15 protein-coding genes and 1 other RNA gene are annotated in these 16,941 nt (G+C 65.1%); 8 read left to right on the forward strand and 8 right to left on the reverse strand.

What is annotated here, in order from left to right:
* Positions 1-215 precede the first annotated feature (215 nt).
* On the reverse strand, positions 216-695 hold the full coding sequence (locus GA0070623_RS25920; RefSeq protein ID WP_067305947.1) for a MarR family winged helix-turn-helix transcriptional regulator: 480 nt from the start codon (positions 693-695) through the stop codon (positions 216-218).
* Between the two features lie 70 nt (positions 696-765).
* Here GA0070623_RS25920 and GA0070623_RS25925 point away from each other — a divergent pair, with 70 nt between their 5' ends.
* Positions 766-1,989 carry an MFS transporter gene (locus GA0070623_RS25925; protein WP_067305950.1) on the forward strand — a complete coding sequence of 408 codons (1,224 nt, stop codon included), beginning with the start codon at positions 766-768 and terminating at the stop codon, positions 1,987-1,989.
* A 16-nt stretch (positions 1,990-2,005) separates the two neighbouring features.
* Here GA0070623_RS25925 and GA0070623_RS25930 read toward each other — a convergent pair whose 3' ends face one another.
* Positions 2,006-2,767 (reverse strand): sulfite exporter TauE/SafE family protein, encoded by a 762-nt coding sequence (locus GA0070623_RS25930; RefSeq protein WP_067305953.1) that lies wholly within the window; start codon positions 2,765-2,767, stop codon positions 2,006-2,008.
* Positions 2,768-2,907: 140 nt separating this feature from the next.
* Between GA0070623_RS25930 and rnpB the strand changes: the two genes are divergently transcribed.
* Positions 2,908-3,325: RNase P RNA component class A (gene rnpB, locus GA0070623_RS25935), an RNA gene on the forward strand.
* Between the two features lie 396 nt (positions 3,326-3,721).
* On the opposite strand, the gene GA0070623_RS25940 is transcribed toward rnpB, so the two are convergent.
* The 5 genes from GA0070623_RS25940 to GA0070623_RS25960 all read right to left on the reverse strand — a co-directional run bounded on the left by GA0070623_RS25940 (position 3,722) and on the right by GA0070623_RS25960 (position 10,157).
* The gene (locus tag GA0070623_RS25940) at positions 3,722-4,195 is read right to left on the reverse strand and encodes a hypothetical protein (RefSeq protein ID WP_067305956.1); all 474 of its coding nucleotides are present in this window, start codon (positions 4,193-4,195) and stop codon (positions 3,722-3,724) included.
* A 259-nt stretch (positions 4,196-4,454) separates the two neighbouring features.
* Positions 4,455-6,575 carry a hypothetical protein gene (locus GA0070623_RS25945; RefSeq protein WP_089004186.1) on the reverse strand — a complete coding sequence of 707 codons (2,121 nt, stop codon included), beginning with the start codon at positions 6,573-6,575 and terminating at the stop codon, positions 4,455-4,457.
* Between the two features lie 78 nt (positions 6,576-6,653).
* Positions 6,654-8,852: an ATP-binding protein gene (locus GA0070623_RS30150; protein WP_157517500.1), complete on the reverse strand. Its 2,199-nt coding sequence runs from the start codon at positions 8,850-8,852 to the stop codon at positions 6,654-6,656.
* A complete protein-coding gene (locus GA0070623_RS25955; RefSeq protein WP_157517501.1) occupies positions 8,849-9,397 on the reverse strand; it encodes a hypothetical protein in 549 nt (182 codons plus the stop codon). Before GA0070623_RS25955 ends, GA0070623_RS30150 begins: the two co-directional genes overlap by 4 nt.
* 346 nt (positions 9,398-9,743) lie before the next feature.
* Positions 9,744-10,157, reverse strand: a complete 414-nt coding sequence (locus GA0070623_RS25960) for a GntR family transcriptional regulator (protein WP_157746994.1) — start codon at positions 10,155-10,157, stop codon at positions 9,744-9,746.
* A gap of 555 nt (positions 10,158-10,712) precedes the next feature.
* Here GA0070623_RS25960 and GA0070623_RS31185 point away from each other — a divergent pair.
* From GA0070623_RS31185 to GA0070623_RS25980, 4 genes are all read left to right on the forward strand, one after another.
* Positions 10,713-11,045 carry a hypothetical protein gene (locus tag GA0070623_RS31185; protein WP_231932551.1) on the forward strand — a complete coding sequence of 111 codons (333 nt, stop codon included), beginning with the start codon at positions 10,713-10,715 and terminating at the stop codon, positions 11,043-11,045.
* 139 nt (positions 11,046-11,184) lie between these two features.
* Positions 11,185-11,382, forward strand: coding sequence for a precorrin-4 C11-methyltransferase (locus tag GA0070623_RS25970; protein WP_231932552.1), 198 nt, complete (start codon positions 11,185-11,187; stop codon positions 11,380-11,382).
* A 149-nt stretch (positions 11,383-11,531) separates the two neighbouring features.
* The gene (locus GA0070623_RS25975; protein WP_067305978.1) at positions 11,532-12,353 is read left to right on the forward strand and encodes a GntR family transcriptional regulator; all 822 of its coding nucleotides are present in this window, start codon (positions 11,532-11,534) and stop codon (positions 12,351-12,353) included.
* A complete protein-coding gene (locus tag GA0070623_RS25980) occupies positions 12,341-13,114 on the forward strand; it encodes a glycosyltransferase family 2 protein (protein WP_231932553.1) in 774 nt (257 codons plus the stop codon). Before GA0070623_RS25975 ends, GA0070623_RS25980 begins: the two co-directional genes overlap by 13 nt.
* Here GA0070623_RS25980 and GA0070623_RS30155 read toward each other — a convergent pair.
* Complete coding sequence (locus GA0070623_RS30155) at positions 13,104-14,369, reverse strand: hypothetical protein (RefSeq protein WP_157517502.1); 1,266 nt, start codon at positions 14,367-14,369, stop codon at positions 13,104-13,106. The genes GA0070623_RS25980 and GA0070623_RS30155 overlap by 11 nt on opposite strands.
* A 216-nt stretch (positions 14,370-14,585) precedes the next feature.
* Here GA0070623_RS30155 and GA0070623_RS25985 point away from each other — a divergent pair, with 216 nt between their 5' ends.
* Together GA0070623_RS25985 and GA0070623_RS25990 are read left to right on the forward strand one after the other, a co-directional pair.
* Entirely contained in the window at positions 14,586-14,978 is a 393-nt protein-coding gene (locus tag GA0070623_RS25985) for a transcriptional regulator (protein WP_067305982.1), read from the forward strand.
* 306 nt (positions 14,979-15,284) lie between these two features.
* On the forward strand, positions 15,285-16,874 hold the full coding sequence (locus tag GA0070623_RS25990) for an FtsK/SpoIIIE domain-containing protein (RefSeq protein WP_067305985.1): 1,590 nt from the start codon (positions 15,285-15,287) through the stop codon (positions 16,872-16,874).
* The last annotated feature ends 67 nt before the right edge of the window (positions 16,875-16,941 follow it).

Here is a 16,941-nt window from a genome sequence, read left to right on the forward strand (position 1 = left end):
ACCCAAACCTCTTGATCACCGACCTCAGCCAGGCGGAAGGTGGACTCGGCGGCCGAGTCGGTCACGTGATCAAGAGGTTCAGGTCAGTTCTCGGCGGGATGTTGACGTAAAGCTCTTGATCACCGGGGCGAGGCGGGGCGGGGCGGGGCGGCGGAGGGCGGGCGCGGGGCATGGGGCGGGGCGTGGGGTGGGGTGGGGCGGGGCGTGGGGGTGGGTCAGGGGCGGCGGGTGCGGGAGTCGAGGGCCTGGTTGAGGCGGCCCAGCAGGGTGGCCAGGGTGTCCCGGTCGGCGGGGGTCCAGTCGGCCAGGATGTCGCCGTAGAGCCGGGTCCGGGCGGCCTGGACGGCGGCCATCCGGTGCAGGCCGGCGGCGGTGGGGGAGACCACGGTGCCCCGCCCGTCCATCGGGTCGGGGGTGCGGGCGATCAGGCCGTCGCGTTGCAGCGCCGACACCTGGCGGGTGACCGTGGAGCCGTCCAGGTTGAGCCGGGCGGCCAGTGCCGAGACGTTCTGCGGGCCGGTGGCGTCGAGGTGGCGCAGGATCACGTACGCCGCACGGTCGAGGACCCGGTGCTCGGCGCTGCCGGTGGCCCGGCGGGTGGCCTCGCCCAGCCGCATCAGCAGGGCGACCTCGGTCTCGATCCGGCCGAGGGTGGCCTCGCCCGACTCCGTTCGCTTCGCCTGGTCGTCACTCATAGCTGTATGATACAACAGAATTAACTGTACGATACAGCTATATGCGGCTTCGGCCGGACGGGAGAGCGGAGTGGACCGGCATACCGAGCCCCACCGCAGTGCCATCTACGCCACCACGCTGGTGGCCTTCCTCGCCATCGCCGGCATCGCCGTGGTGGACCCCATCCTGCCCGCCATCGGCACCGCGATCGGGGTCACCGCCTGGCAGGTCGAACTGCTCTTCACCGCGTACATCGCGGTGATGGCGGTCGGGATGATCCCGGCGACGCTGGCCAGCGGACGGTTCGGCTTCAAGCCGGTGCTCGTCACCGGCGTCTCGGTGGTCGGCCTGGCCGCCATCGCCGCCTCGTTCAGCGACGACATCGTGCAACTGTCGGTGCTGCGCGGCGTCTGGGGGCTGGGCAACGCGATGTTCTTCGCCACCGCCATGGTGGTCCTGGTCAACCTCGCCAACGACCGGGAATGGGTGGTCGGCCTCTTCGAGACCGCGCTCGGCCTCGGCTTCGCCGTCGGCCCGCTGATCGGCGGCCTGCTCGGCCAGGTGAGCTGGCGGCTGCCCTTCTTCGTCTGCGGCATGTTCATGGTGCTCGCCCTGCTGGTGGCCGCCCGCAAGCTCCGCGAGCCGACCCACCGGCAGCCGCCCGTACGGCTGGGGCAGATCCTCACCACCTACCGCCGGCCGGCGTTCCTGATCCTCTGCGTGGTCACCGCCGCGTACAACTTCGTCTTCTTCGTGGTGCTCGGCTACACGCCGCTCTTCCTCGGCCTCGACGTCGTCCCCCTCGGCCTCGCGTTCACCGGCTGGGGTCTCGGCCTGGCCGCCGGCATCCTGCTCATCGGCCACCGACTCGCCCACCGGATCGGCGCCGTGCAGACTGTCGGAGTGGCGCTGGTGGGCCTGCTGGCCTGCATGCTCCTCTTCGCCACCTCGACCGGCACCGCCGAGACGCTGGTGGTGCTCGTCGTCGCCGGCCTGTGCATGGGGCTGGCCAACGCCAACCTCACCGATCTGGCCCTCGGCCTCGGCTCCACCGACCGCCGGGTCGCCACCGGCGTGTTCAACCTGGTCCGCTGGGGAGCCGCCGCACCCGCCCCGATCCTCGCCGGCAAGCTCGCCGAACACGGGCTGGCGCTGCCGTTCTGGGTCGGCGCCGGAGTGCTCGCCGCCGGCCTGCTGGTCTACCTGACCTGCGCGCACCTGATGGCCGCCGGCTACGGGGAACGGTTGCGCTGGTCCCGCTGGAACCGGGCCGCCCGGCAGGCCGAGCACGAGCCCGTCGGGGAGGCCTACTGAGCGGCCCCGGGGCCGCTCAGCCCAGCGCCCGCCAGAGCAGGTAGAGGCCGATCGCCGTACCGAAGCAGACGATCAGCGTCCGGAGCACCACCGGTGGCAGCCGGCGGGTCACCCGGGCTCCCACGTACCCGCCGAGCATGGTGGCCGGCGCGACCACCGCGACCGCCGCCCAGTTGACCGGCCCGAACAGGGCGAACACCACCAGCGTGGTCAACCCCACCACGGCCGAGAGCAGGTTCTTCACCGCCGACACCCGGGCCAGCGTCGCGTCCAGCACCAGGGCCAGGCCGGCGACCAGCATCACCCCCAGCGCCGCGCCGAAATAGCCGCCGTACACCGTGCCGACCGCGACCATCGCCTGCACCGTGAGGGTACGGCGGCGCGGGCCCAACTCGGCCGGGTGGCCGACCAGCCGGCGCAGCGGCCCCTGGAAGGCCAGCACCGCCGTGGCCCCGAGCACCAGGAACGGCACCACCAGGTCGAACGCCCGCGCCGGGGTGGCCAGCAGGAGCAGGCAGCCGACCCCCGTGCCGAGCACCGCCGTCGGCAGCAACGGCCACAGCGTCCGCCGGGGCGGCAGGTCCATCCGGCTGCCCGCCACACTGGCCGCGTAGCCGGGGAAGACCGACACCGAGTTGCTGACGTTCGCCGCCACGGGCGGGATGCCCACCGCGATCATCGCCGGGAAGGTGATCAGGGAACCACCGCCGGCCGCCGCGTTCACCGTGCCCGCAGCGAGACCGGCGACGAGCAGCAGCGCGGCGTCAGAGAGATCCATGGGGCCAAGAGGTTAGTACGCCCTGATCAGAGCACGTCCACCGCGTCAGCCGCGTACCAGTTTCGGCTCCGTCGCGGTGTGGACCGGGGTGGGCGGGATCGGTGCGGGACGCCACGTCGGTAGGATGGGAGCGCGACGGACGAGTCGACCGGGCGGTCGCGTCGGCGGGCTGCTGCCCGCCGCCGAGGAACGTCCGGACTCCACAGGGCAGGGTGGTTGCTAACGGCAACCCGGGGCGACCCGCGGGACAGTGCCACAGAAAACAGACCGCCGACCCCACTCGGGGACGGTAAGGGTGAAACGGTGGGGTAAGAGCCCACCAGCACCCCGGGTGACCGGGGTGGCTCGGTAAACCCCACCCGGAGCAAGGCCAAGCAAGGGCGTCACCGCAAGTTGACGACCCGGCGCAGACGCTTGAGGGCTGCCCGCCCGATGTCTGCGGGTAGGCCGCAGGAGCCTGTCGGCGACGGCAGGCCGAGATGGATGGCCGCCGCCGGTGCGGACCTCGTAAGGGGTACGCGCCGCGCACAGAATCCGGCGTACAGGTCGACTCGTCCGTCGCCCACCAGCTCAGAGCCGCGATCAAGGCTTTGAGCTGGTTCTATGTCCGGGCGTCGATGGTCGTCGTTGGTCAACATTGGCCGGCGTTTGACGCCCTGTGGACGCCCTGACGCCCTGGAGACGCCCTGAGCGCTGGCTCAGTTGACCCTCGCCTCGGGGCGGCCGCGCCGCGCCGTCGTGTGGCCTCTGCGGGGTCGGCGTGCGGGGACTCCGGGCAGGGGCCGGCGGCTGTGGGGGAGGGTCGGGCACATCCTGGCCGTGGAGCTGGGTGCCGGGATGGGATGAGTCAGTGGCAAGCCAGTCCCGGGGTTGGACTGGCGCGGCAGCCGGAAGCCCCGACCACGCGACCAGGCTGGCCCCGCCGGCTTCCGTACCGCCGTGTGTCGGCCGCGGTCAGCGCAGATAGGCCCGTTCATCGATGCTCTGGTGTGGTTCGGTCAGGAAGACATCGACGGGTACGGGGCCGTGGGCGATGTTCAGCGTGTCGAGGCGGTAGAGCCAATCTCCGGTGCAGTGGTGGGCGAAGCGGTAGTTGATCTGCCAGCGCAGCCATTGGCCCCGGGGGAGGCGTACGGCTGGCGGGCGGCGGTGTCGGCGGGGCATGCCCCAAGCCGTCGGGATCAGCTCGACGCGGACCTGGTCCTCGGTGTGGCTGAGTTGGACGCCGCCGCAGGAAGGTATGCCGTAGTGCAGGGAGATGGCTGGTTGGAAGCCGTCGTGCTCGTGCATCGTGACCTCGTGGGTGAGGGGCGCATGGTGCTGCGGCAGCGTGAACGCCGTAGGTAGGGCGTTGCGGCGGGCGGCGTGGTGGCCTCCGCGTGACTGCTTGGTCCAGGAGACGCGGACCCACTGAGCGACGATGTCCACCCGGCGGATGGTTCAGGCTTCCTGGTCCCCTTGGCAATCCGATACCGACGAGCCTCCTGGGGCGGTGTCCCGGCGGCTGTCGGCGGCTCACCGCCCCGGTGCCGTAGGCGTCCGGGGCGGCTTGCCGCCGGCCGGGCTTGCCGCCCCGCACCGCGCGGAGCGCGGTGCCTTGATGAGAAACAGCTAAATTCGGCAGTGCAATCGGTCTGCAAATCGGTCTGCTAGTAGCGACGAAGCGCCAACCATTCCACCGCAAGTGCTACCTCATGTGGGAGGGCTTGGTGCGGCTACCCGGCATCTGAACTGTGATGATATGCCTCGGGATCGGGTCTCCCTTGATGTCGAACGTTGTATGCCCGATCAGTTCGCTAAGGTGTGGTGCTGGCCCTGTTGGGTCGAATGCCTTATGCCTTAAGGCCACCAAGAACCCGATCCGCACATCGGTTCCCTGATAGGCTGCCGCCTGCTTCAAGTAGGCGGTCTTGTCGGTCATCGGGACCTTCGTTGAATCCACTTTCATCTCGATATGGATCGCGAAGCCATCGAACTTAAGCCGCAAGTCAATACGGCCTCCTGCAACGTGCTGGACTTCGTACTCGACGGTCGATCCAAGATCACTTTGTGTGAGGTAGCCATCGAGATCATGGTGGATTGCGTCTTCTTTGGCTGCTGGGTTGAAGAGATACGGGAATCGGTCAGATTGCCTATTGGTTCGCGTCGTCACGAATCGAATGACGATTCGCAGGAGTTCGTCGACTGTCGTAGCTACTTCGTCGCGATAGTCGGGACTTGATGCGAGAGCGCTTCGAATTTTTGAGAAGACGCCAGCCTCGACCAAGTTGAAACTGTGTCTTCCGATTGTTCGATTATCAACTGCGCGGGCGATCTCGTGTAGAGCGGCTGGGCTAAGTGTGGCTAGCTCGTTGGCCCCGATGGACCCAGTTGAAACTAGTTGGTTAAGTGGCGGCGGCAGCGGCGTATCTGCCGTACCGCCGTCGCCTTTTCCCTGACCGCCTCCTCCGAGTGCATGTGAACGGGCGGCAGCCAAGACCGCCCGGGCTGCTTCGAGTTGTTCAGACAGGATCAGCCGTTGATCGGCTGCGGTTGATGCGCCGACCTGCTGTTCAAGTTCCTGCGTGTGGTCTTCAAGGTTGCTTAGCAGGCCAGCGGTCCTAGCAAACCCTGTCTCAATGATCGGCTGAACCAGGCTTAAGAGACCATCAACATCATTTCCGTGGCGTACAACTTCCACTGAGCGGGAACCCATATAAATCTGCAATAGGTGATCTACGACCACTGCGGCCTTATAGAAGCTGTTTCGGTCGAACTCGAGTCGGAGTCTGCCTAGGTCGTCCGCAAACCGACTCCATGCGGAAAGCGCTGCTCGTTTCGGGTCACCGTACCAGTGGTTCAAGCCGACGGAGGCGACGTTGATCCTTCGTACTCGTTCGGCAAGGTTTTCGAGAGCTTCAGGCTGAAGGTGTGACGTTCCTAGGGAGGTGACGGTGGGTGGCACCCCTGACTGCTGAATTAGGGAGAGTAGAAGTTCAACGACAGTGAGGAGTACGTCGGCATCCTCGCGCTCATAGTTTTCTCGGGCGGTACGCAGGTATACTGCCGACCCCTCCAAATGTGCAGCAACTTCCGCTAAGTCTGCTGCGCGAAGCGCGCTAACTAGTTCGATTCCAGCCAGCGCCCATGCCGCGTCGGACGCGACATCCTCCGGATCCAGGTTGGGTTCAACTAAGGCATCCGGTTTATCTAGACCAGCGACTAGTCGGATTACCCGAGAAAGAGACGTCGTGTGTGGCCAGTGATCTACAGCCGTTCCGACCGCCCGTATAACGGCAGTTGCAAGCGGCTTTGGAGCCGGTGCATCAAACCTTTTCAAGAGAGCAAGCAAGGCGAATGGCGGATCGTCGTCGGCGAGGTTTATCCGCGTGAGCGCTTCGAGGGCGTCTGCTGCCCGTTGGGCTGCTTGTGGGGTCGGATCGCGAAGCTTGCAGTAGTCTCGAACTATCTCCTCAAGATCCACTGCCAGGTGATTCTGAAATACCCCAAGAGCTGCCGGGCAACTGAGCAGAATATTGAGGCTATCGGCGAAGACGGCAGGGTTTTGGGTTTGCGCTACGGCTGTCGCGATAGCGCTAAAAGCAGGGGCGTGGGCGCGTGTCCGGTTTTCGGGCTTCGCTATATCCCGGGCAAGGAGTGCCACGAGCGGAGTGAGTACGGGGCTGTCGGCCATGGCGGCGCCCTCGGCGGCAACGCGCTCCCAGCCGCCGAGGTCACAGAGCGCATTGACATCTGGGGGCCGACCTGGAGCTGCGGAGAGCAGCCGCATTAGGTCGTCGGCCAGGTGGGAGGACGATGGAGTGGTCATGCGTCCCCTCCCTGGGCGGTGTTGATGCATAGCCTAATGGGTTACGGCCTTGAACTCCTGCTGAGTGCTCTCAGTTGGTCACCACACGTAGTCGTCACCCTCTGCTACGATTCTGCTTGCGGGTGGAAGGAGTTCCACAAGTGGACCGGCGTTGCGGGTCGCCACGAAGATCTGCATCTCGGCCTCCCGGGCGACTTCTTGGAGCGCCTCAACCATTGTCGCGAGATCTTCTTCGGGCATCTCTTCTGCTGCTGGGGAATCGAGGACGAGTAGGCCTGGGTGTCGACCGATATTGTTGGCGTAACCATGTCTAATAAGGGCAATAGCAGTGGCGATCTTAAGGCGTAGTTTTTCGCCCTCCGTGAGCCCCGTGTAGGTGGTTTGCCGAGCACTCTTAAGTAAAGACATATTCGCTGCGCCATCTAGCTTGATACGGCTGAGGTTATTCGCCCCGAATCTGTCGGCCATGCGCTCTACATCGACCGAAATTGCCTTCAATAGCGGGTCTTGTTCGCCTTTTACCCACTTCTGCAATACTTTTTCTGCCGCCTCAGCTACGGCTGCGCGAACAGGATCAACCGAATCAATGGCGGCGGGGTCACCGGACTGAGTAAGTGCCGCGAGAGCACCTTGAGCGCGAGCGAGGTCCAACTCAAGGGCTCGCCTGCTTTGAGCTGCTGTCAGCATGCTGCGGTTGGCCTCGGCTTCTGTCGCCGCACTATCACGTCGGCTTGAAAGGTCCTGGATCTGCTGCTGCAGCGCCCTCAGTCGTTCTTCTGCTGCGTTGAGCGCTGCTGTGGCGGCCTCAATTTCGTTGATCGGCCGGTCGGTCAGGTCCTTGCTGGTGTCGAGCGTTACGGCTTCCGACATAAGTGCCGAGGTGATATCCGCAGGTGCGGATTCGGCGACAATAACGTTAGCTTCTAGTGCTTCGAGGTTGAGGCTGCTTGTACACACCGAACACTGGTGTTTTGTTGGTTCGGCTGCTTGCCTCTCGGCGGTTACTTCGGCCGTGCAGCGAGGACAGACGCTCGGACGCATACGGTGAAAGAACTTTGTTGCGAGCGCCGTCTCATCTTTGGTGTGGATGCGGGCCTTGGCGGCTCGTAGTTGCTGACGCGCGGTGTTGGCGAGTTCTGTCTGTGCAATAAGCTTGATTTGAAGTTCGTGCACTTGTCGTGCCAGTTCTGAAGCTCTATTGGAAAGGCTCAATACTGTGTTGAGATCGGTGCTTTCTGTGGGGAGTTCTGCAATTAGTTCCTCCACTACCTTGACAGCTCTCTCAGCGTTCTCGCGGTTCTGCCGAACTGCGTCCCCGGCTGCTCGCGCCTTCGCCGCAGCGCTTGACTGTTCGGCGTCCAGCCCGCGTTTGGCGGTCGTTGCAGCAGCCTGCGCTGGGGCCCACTCTGTACCAACGAACATCTGCAACATCCGAATACCGAGAGTCTGCTCGTTGCCGACGATGGGATCTAGTTGGTTGGCGCGGACGACAAAGGCGCTTGAGTAGGACGGCCAGGCGTGTACGCGAGGTTGGGTATCTTGCCAGACCGGAATTTGTTCGAGGTGGAGACGGGGCATCATAAGGGAGCCCATGACTCGCTCGAACTCGTCGCCGTCAAAACTCCCTAAAATGATCGGTTTATCGGGGCCGCCAACGTTTCCGATTTTGACTACCTGTCCGACTGCGTGGCCATCTTGAGCTTCGAATGCTACTTGCAGTCGTTCGGGGCCGACGGTCCAATCGACTTCGACATGTCGGATCCATTGTTTAACATCAGGCTGAAACCGGGCGCATCTGCCGGTAAGTGACCACATGAGAACGTTGAGTACGGTTGATTTTCCACGCAGGTTTCGGCCTGAGCCGATCCCATTTACGCCAATCTGGGGCTGCCACTCGAAACTAAAAGGAACGGGGACGAGCAGGATGGAGGTGTCATCCTCATCCTCGCTATTCTCGAAGTTTCCCGCCTCGTCGTTAAACAAGGTGATCATGCCGTCTTTGGTGGCTTCGGTGATACGGGGTGGTCCGGATGAGGCACCTTCTTTGATTTCGATCGCGCTGTTACTCCCGGCGTGGGGGTCTGTTGGCTTGAGCAGCTTTGTGCCGCTGAAGTGGATGCGCGTGACGCGAAGCGGGACCGGAATGGCCTTGGTGGCCGATGAAGGGATGCCAAGGTCTTCGAGAATCCCGTCGACCTGCTCTGGAGTGATGAGTTGCCGTCTCTCGCCTCGCCGCCTAGCGAGGGTCGTGACGATCTCTTCGGCCAGGGCGCTCATGCATAACCCTCCGTGCTGTCTACACCAGCATTGACAGGCATTCTTGATTCAGTCGGCGCAGAGGCGCGCAGGACGGCGAGACGATGCTGTACTCGTGGGGCGATCGGGGCGATGTCGAGGCCCAGCTCGGTGCCTGCGTAGGTCGCCTGTTGGTACTGCCGGTCTTTCAGGCGTTGACCGACATCGTCGCCAGCTACCAGCTTTACTAGTTTTACCTGCTTCGCGTACCAATTGAGGACGGGCTCTTCTTCCAACGCCACAGCGGCGTCAGCGCCTGCCTGTGTCAAGAAGAACTGGTTCCGCTGGCTCTTCTTCCCAGGTTGTCCCGTCCGGTTGAGCATTGCGAGCCCGTATGTCTCCAAGATGGAGAACGCATCGTCAAGCTGTTCGTAGGCGCCAAAGAACCAGCGCGGCATCGGGTACCAGCGCAGGTCTGGCTCCAGGTCATTCAGCAAGGACCACGCAACGTCGAGGTAGCCTTCATGAACTTTGCCTGCCTCGACCATCGTTACAAGTTCGTCGGCCAGGTAGTCCGGGTTCCGCATCCAAAAGTCCATGGCTTGGAGTCGCAGCTCGCTGCGAATTGCCCTCACGGCGTCTGTTGGGTCGCTCTCTCTCGGAGGCTCCCCACACTCAGCGAGCAGGACCAAGACCCGAATGGCGTGCTGTGTTCTAGTCGCCGCCGGTCGCCCCTCGGCATGCACGACACCCATGGCATCGGTCATCCAGCACCCACTCCCCACGGTGACCATGATGTGACCGGTTGGCACGATACAGGGCCGTGGGCGTGGTGGCGACCCGTCGTATGGGCGTAGGTCGTATCTAGTCCTCTAGGGGATCTTGATGGTTCGGTCACTATCCCATCAGGTCGGTCGAGAAGCCACGGCCGCTTCACCGAGGCAGGCGGTAGGTCCTGACGACCATGTGAACTGAACGAGCTGTCCTGGTGATGATCTCTTGTTCCACCAGCGCGGTTCCCACTTCGACGCCAAATAGAGCTGCCAGGTCGGGATCGGCCGTGAGGAGGCGCTGTCGTGTTTGCGTCTCAGAGCTTGCGTTCTGTTCGGACCCGAGCTGCGGAGGGCTGGCATAGGTGCCACGGCCATGCTCAGTAGTAACCAACCGCTCTTCCCGCAAGACGGCAACAGCTTGGCGGACGGTGCCCCGGCTGGCTCGGAACTCGGCAGTGAGAGCACTCTCTGTCGGCAGAAGTGTGCCGGGCGGGATCGCGCCGCTTGTAATCCGATGCCTTAGCTCGTCGGCGATGGTGCGGTAGCGGGGCTGTCCGTAGTGCGGGGTGGGCACCTGTTCACCGTACCCGGCACTTGTTGTACCAAGTGCCAAGCAAGCGACGTGTTTCGACGTCTAGACAACTCGTCCACTTGTAGATACGTTTCGTGGTGTGCGGCCGGGGTGACGGCTCGTGTCAGGGGTGGTCGCGGTGTCGGCCCTGGCCGCACCTATGCGCGGCGTCCCTGTGGGACCGGTTGCGGTAGCCGCGTAGACAAGTTGGCTCGGCGATACCCGACCCGTCCGGCGTCGGACGGTGCGCCGTGCCTTCATCCGGGCCGGCGGCCGGCCACAACCAAGCTCGTGGTCGGCCGCCGGTTCCTCGTCTACCTGTGGAGGTGCGATGTCCGGCTCTCATCGTCGACGCGGTTGGTTGTCGTCCTGGTGGCCCCGCCCACGTACACCGATCCCAGCCGCCAGCGGCAACACGCCGTCGGCGTCGTCCGGCGGATCGGGCGGCCCTGCGCCCTGGTCGTCGGTCGACGTCACGCGGGAACTTCCCGTGCTGCGGTATGCGCCGTTGATGACGGTGGCTCAGGCGCACCGGGGCCACGGCGGGCGGTGGACACGATGACCCGACCGAGTAAACCGGCCCCGGTCACGAGTCACCCGGACTGGTGCACGCCGGAGCGGTGCGGTTACCTGGTGCCGCCGGTGATGGCGCACATGGCCCGTCGTCATCGCGGCCACATGCTCCGGGTCGGTGAGAAGCGGGCGAGTGGGCTCGTCGTCACGTACCTGATCAGTGCGGAGACCCCAGGCGCTCCGTTGGTGTGCGTGCACGCGTCGTGTCGGGCGGGGAACGCGTGGGCGGAGTTGTCGCTGTCGGAGGCGGCCGAGCTGGTGGAGCAGTTGCGCGGGTTGCTGGCGCAGGCCGGCGGGCAGGGGGCCAGCGATGAGTGACGGCTTCCCGATGATGAACCGGCGGCTGCCGGCATCGCCTCGACCGGTGGTGTGTCCGCCGTGGTGCCGGGGTTGTGGGCCGAACGATCCGATGCACCGGGGGTACCTGGCCACGATCGGGCGGGAGGGGACCGGCTGGGTGAGTCTGCAACTGCTCATCGACCGGTTCACCCGCCGCGACCCGGCGATCAAGCTCGACGCGACCCACTACGGCACCACGCAAACCGTGCTCCTGACGCTCACCCACGTCGACCGGCTCATCGAGGAACTGACCCACGCCCGACACGCCATGCAGGCACAGGCCGGGCGACACGGGCGGACGGGAGAGACGCGGTGAACACCAACGGCCGGCGGGGCACGGCTGCGCGTGGTCCTGGTGGGCGTCGTGGGCAGCCCCCGCGAGCAGGGGCGGTGGTGGTGCCGGCGGTGCCGGAGCGGCCGGCTGGGGGGACCACCTGGCAGACGTTGGAACGTCTAGGGGGTACGGTGACCGGTGTGCATGGCCGGGACTGGCGCCCTCGCTACCTGCAACTCGCCGAAGAGTTGCGGGCGAAGATCATGAGTGGGGAGCTTGCCCCCGGCACGCTGATGCCCAGCGAAACCGAGCTGGCCGAGTCGTCCGGGCTGTCCCGCACGAGCGTCCGCAACGCCATCCGGCAGCTCCGCGAATGGGGCCTGGTCCGGGCGGAGCAGGGGCGCGGCACCTACGTGCGGGCACCCCGCCAGCGGGTACGCCGCCGCAACACCGAGCGGTACCAGTGGGAGAAGGACCGGGTCCTGCTCGACGAGGACGAACGGTTGAAGACCGGCGCGACCGAGCACGACACCGGCCTGACCGTCGATGACCTCAAGTTCCACGCCGAATACACCCGCGTGGACGCCAATGAGGAGATGGCGGCGGCCCTCCAGGTCGAGCCGGGTACGCCGCTGCTGCGCCGGGTCTACTGGACATCCTCGCGGCACGAGAACGCGCCGCTGACCGTGTCGTACTCCTACCTGCCCTACGACCTAGTCGCCGCGAACCCGGACCTGCTCGACGCCAGCAAGGAACCCTGGCCCGGCGGCACGCAACACCAGCTCTACACCCTTGGCATCGAGCTGGACCGCATCGACGACGAGATCCGCGCCCGGCCCCCGTCACCGGATGAGGCCGAACTGTTGGACATCGACCCGGGTGTCTCCGTGCTCACCGTGCGGAAAACCTCCGTCGACACCACCGGCCGGGTCGTCGAGGTCGCTGACGTGGTGATGCCGGGGGACCGGACCGAGCTTGTCTACTCCCACAAACTCCAGCGGTGGAAAACTTGACGCAGCTCGTCTCGGTCATCACCCCGGTCCACGCGCCCAGCATCGAGTACCTGGCTGGCGCGTACGCGTCGCTGGCCAAACAGGAGATGCCGCCGGGGTGGGACTGGCAATGGCTCGTCCAGGAAGACGGACAGACCGGAGCCCTGGCCGACGCACTGCCCGACGACCCCCGGATCAGCCTCGGTACCGGCCGACCTGGCGGGCCTGGTGTTGCCCGGACCCTCGCTCTTTCCCGGGTCGCCGGGGAGCACATCAAGGTCTTGGACGCCGACGACCAGTTGACCCCGGGCGCGCTGGCTCGGGATATCGCCGCCTTCGACGCGCATCCGCAGATCGGGTGGACCACCTCGCGGGTGCTCGACTTGCTTCCCGATGGTTCGACCGCCGGATGGGACAAGGACCCGGCCGGAGGGATCATCGAACGGGGCGCGGTCCTGGCCTTCTGGCAGGCCAACGACTACCGGGCATCCGTCCACCCGGCCACGCTGTGCCTGCGGCGGGATCTCGTCTTCGCCCTCGGCGGCTGGATGGCCCTACCCGCCTCCGAAGACACTGGCCTGCTCCTGGCCGCCAACGCCGTCACCGCCGGCTACTTCACCCGCGAATACGGCCTGCTCTACCGCAAGTGGCCCGGCCAGGTCACCAGCCAAGCCGCACACCGCGAACCCGCCGAATACCAAGCACGCATGAAGATCATCGAGGCGCGGGCGCAGACCTTGGCCTCAATCGTCCCGAGCGGGTTCGATGGAGCTAAGGCATAATTCCACTACCAAGGCTGAGGGTTTGCACCTCGAGATCAATGGGGGATCTCGGGTCAAATCTCTGAGAATGAAATCGATCTTCCAGGTGGATCAGATTCCAATGTTGGAATTCTTGAGAAGCGAGAGGCGAGTAACTGATTACAGCCAGCTGTGCCTGCCCGGCTAGTTGCTCTAATCGCTGCAATGCAGTGAACTGAATCACCGTATGAAGCCTGTCCAGGAAGCCGTCAATTATCATGAATGTTGGCTCAACTCTTGCGTGATGCTGAGCGTAAAAGCCAACTATTTCCATGATTACCAAGTCATTGAACATGGGCGGGTGGCCCGATTTGTCGGTGGCCATGTGGTAGGAGCGGCCATTGTGCTCGATTACATATCGGACTGCATCCTTCTCTATTCGAACTTCTTTGACTAGTCCACTGGCCTTGGGGATGGAGTTCAGGATTCCCCTCATTGCGGTCGGGTTGACGTCAAGGAACTGAGCGAGTGATGTCAGGCTGCTGATGCGAGTCCTGTACCAGTCCGAAAGAAGTATTGTTTTGTATGGCCGCGCGACGTATGGGACTGGGCGACCATCGAGAATGTGGGAAACTTCGCCGCGCCGGCCCTTTGTGGCGACTTGGTGGGTCTGTGGATCGAACCACCGGACAGCGATATCAACATCTCTTCGATTTGAAATTTCGGCCACATAGTGAGGATTTGCGACACTGCTGATTAATCTTGCGAGCATGGTTTTTCCGCTACCGTTGTGGCCTGCGATAAAATTCCGCATGCCCAAACCGATATCGCGACCAGACAGGGCTGCCGGCGCTGACTTGATGGAAATTGACTCCACAAGACCGTAGTTATCTAAGGCAGTGCCGTGCATGTCCAGCGATTTGCGCGCCTCGTGCAGTCGTTTCCATGCCCGCAAATCCGCTACCGAAAATGAATCTCCGCCATCTGTATCGATTGCCTTGCCATGATCGTAGCAGCACCATATTCCATTCTCTGCCGAACTGCGTTCGTTGGCGGATAGGCCCCCTGTGCCGCGAGGTCCGCCTGGGGCGGCAGCAAAGATATGTGCCGCCATTCCAATGTCAATGACGTCTGCTGCACCCGGCCCAGGTCCCACGGTCAATCTTCCGCAGTTCAGTACGGAGCATTGGAATCCCGCCCGCTGGGCAATTAGTCGGCGCGTGGCGGCTGAGAATTCTGCGCGCTGTTCCACCTTGGGCGGCGTCTCCTCGCTAGTCAGGGAGTAATTCGACTTCACGCTACCGGAGAATGCTGAGGCGGACGAGCGGCGCTATCGCGTGCTGGCGCGTGACTCGAATACCCCTATTTCCGACAAAATATTATAGATTTCCCTTCACGACTTCAATGAACACGCCGAAAACGATCCCCCTTCAAGTTGTTGACTTGTCTGCCAAGTGGTGTCTACCTTGGAGTCTCCACTTGGCAGACATGCCAACAACTTGGAGGTTGAGCGATGGCTCTGCGTGGCGGTACGAGGTTCGCCGTGCGTTGTGAGGACGTCTTCCCGGCGGGGTGCGCCCTGGTCCCCGACTCCCTGGGTGAGGTCGAGGACTACGACGAGAAGACCGGGCGGCGTAGCCCGGCGAAGGACAAGTTGACCGGCCAGCGGGTGTGGCAGGTGCGGGTGATGGACCTGGACCCGGAGCTGGGCAAGCGCTCCCGGGAGACGACGGTCAAGATCTCCGCCGACTACCAGCCGGTGCCGCCGACGGGTGCGCCGTTCGAGGCGGTGGAGTTCGAGGGCATGACGGTGACGCCGTACGTGACGAACAACAACCGGATGGCGTACTCGCTGCGGGCGACCGGGATGCGTGCTCCGGCGGGTGTGGCGAAGAAGGCGGCGTAGCCGCTGGTGGTTGGGGGCGGGGCTGTCTGGTCTTGGCGGACGGCAGCCCCGCCCCCTTGGTGTCTCTTTCCCCTGCTCTGTCGAGAGAGGTAGTGACGTGTCCAAGCGTAGGCGTTCGGCTGCCCTGGCTTCGCCTCGGTGCGAGGTGTGTCAGTCCCGGTTCGACCCGGCCACGGGTGCCGACGGTCGGTGTGGCGGGTGTGTCGGGCAGCTCGTTCTTCCGTTTCCTCCGGTCCGGGATGCGTCGGGCCGGTTCGTGTCGCTGCGGGGTGGGCGATGATGCGCCGGCCTCGTGGCGGGGTCGTGATGGTGACGGCCGGGGATCTGATGGTGGTCCGGCCGAAGCGGTTCGTCCTGCCGATGTGGCTGGTCGTGCTCGGCCTGGTGCTGCGCTGGGCCGCCCGGTTCTGCTGGTGGTGCCTGCGTCACCCGGTCACCGTCGGCCTGGCCGTGGCCGCCGTTGTCCTCTACGCCGATTACGGCTGGCCGGGCCTGGTGGTGCCGCTGGTGCTGGCGTCGGCGGTGTCGGCGCTGTGGCGGTGGCGCGATGAGACGTCCTGGTGGCGGTGGTGCGCGGGGCCGTTGCTCGGCCGGTTCCATCAGGTCGTCGTCTACCGGCGGGCCTGGCCCGAGGCTATGACCCTGTGCGGGCTGGCCGCGACGTATGACCATCTGCCGGTCCTGCCGCAGTTGCTGCGGGTGCGCTCGGATCAGGCCCTGGACGTGCTGACCGTGCGCATGGTCCGGGGGCAGACCCCGGCCGACTTCCAACAGGTCACCGCGAACCTTGCGTACGCCTTTGGCCGGCGGCACGCCCGGGTTTACTCCGAGCGGCCCGACACCCCGCCGACCCGTACCGGCTCCTGGGCGCTGCCGCTCGGGTGGGTGGACCGGCTGCGGTTCCGGGACCGGCCCACGCTGGTGTACCTGGTGCTGGTCCGTACCGATGCGCTGCGGCCGGTGGTGCCGCCGTTCGACACCCCGGCGGTTCCTGACTTCACTGCGCTGCCGTTGGCGCGGCGGGAGGACCTGGGGACCTGGTCGCTGCACCTGCTCGCCACGCATGTGCTGATCGGTGGGGCGACCCGTTCCGGGAAGGGCTCGGTGCTGTGGTCGCTGGTCCGGTCGTTGGCAGGGGGCGTCACGTCGGGCCTGGTGCGGTTGTGGGTGATCGATCCCAAGGGCGGGATGGAGTTCGCCATGGGTCGGCCGCTGTTCGCCCGGTTCGCGTGCAAGTCGTTCGAGGCCATGGCGGATCTGCTCGACGAGGCCGTGACGGTGATGCGGGAGCGTCAGACCCGGCTCGCCGGCACCGTTCGGGTGCACACGCCGACCGAGGCTGACCCCCTGGTCGTGGTCGTCATCGACGAGATGGCCGCACTGACGGCGTACCTGCAAGACGTCGACCTGCGTAAGCGCATCGCCGGCTCGCTGGGGCTGCTGCTGTCTCAGGGTGCCGGGGTCGGGGTGCTGGTGGTGGCGGCGTTGCAGGACCCGCGCAAGGAGGTGTTGCCGTTCCGGGACCTGTTCCCGACCCGCATCGCCCTCGGCCTGACCGAGGCCGCTCAGGTTGATCTCGTGTTGGGTGACGGTGCCCGCAACCGGGGTGCCCTCGCCGACCAGATGCCCCGATGGGCCAAGGGCGTGGGCTACGTGATCCTCGACGGCACGCCGGAACCCATGCGGGTCCGGTTCTCGTACGTCAGCGACGACGACATCCGCGACCTTGCCCGCCGCTACCCGGCCCCGGTCGACGCGGCGGACATCCTCGCCCAGGTCGGTCGGGAGTCCACCCCGGAACCGGTCCGGCCGGCGCTGCCCCGGCCCCGACGCGGGCCGCTGCTACCCGACGCGCTGCGCACCATCCTCGACACCGACCAGGGCGAACCCCGATGACCGGCCCCACCGACGGCCGGCGCTTCTACCGGCTGCGGACCCCCGAACCGGTCACCGCCGTGTCCGT

Origin of the sequence: Micromonospora rifamycinica (genome assembly GCF_900090265.1) — a bacterium.
Classification (GTDB): Bacteria; Actinomycetota; Actinomycetes; order Mycobacteriales; family Micromonosporaceae; genus Micromonospora; species Micromonospora rifamycinica.

Bases quoted from the DNA above. Each gene is read 5' to 3' on its own strand.
- GA0070623_RS25920 (WP_067305947.1), bottom strand. From the start codon at position 695: ATGAGTGACGACCAGGCGAAGCGAACGGAGTCGGGCGAGGCCACCCTC.
- GA0070623_RS25930 (WP_067305953.1), bottom strand. From the start codon at position 2,767: ATGGATCTCTCTGACGCCGCGCTGCTGCTCGTCGCCGGTCTCGCTGCG.
- GA0070623_RS25945 (WP_089004186.1), bottom strand. From the start codon at position 6,575: ATGACCACTCCATCGTCCTCCCACCTGGCCGACGACCTAATGCGGCTG.
- GA0070623_RS30150 (WP_157517500.1), bottom strand. From the start codon at position 8,852: ATGAGCGCCCTGGCCGAAGAGATCGTCACGACCCTCGCTAGGCGGCGA.
- GA0070623_RS25955 (WP_157517501.1), bottom strand. From the start codon at position 9,397: ATGCGGAACCCGGACTACCTGGCCGACGAACTTGTAACGATGGTCGAG.
- GA0070623_RS31185 (WP_231932551.1), top strand. From the start codon at position 10,713: ATGACCCGACCGAGTAAACCGGCCCCGGTCACGAGTCACCCGGACTGG.
- GA0070623_RS25985 (WP_067305982.1), top strand. From the start codon at position 14,586: ATGGCTCTGCGTGGCGGTACGAGGTTCGCCGTGCGTTGTGAGGACGTC.
- GA0070623_RS25990 (WP_067305985.1), top strand. From the start codon at position 15,285: ATGGTGACGGCCGGGGATCTGATGGTGGTCCGGCCGAAGCGGTTCGTC.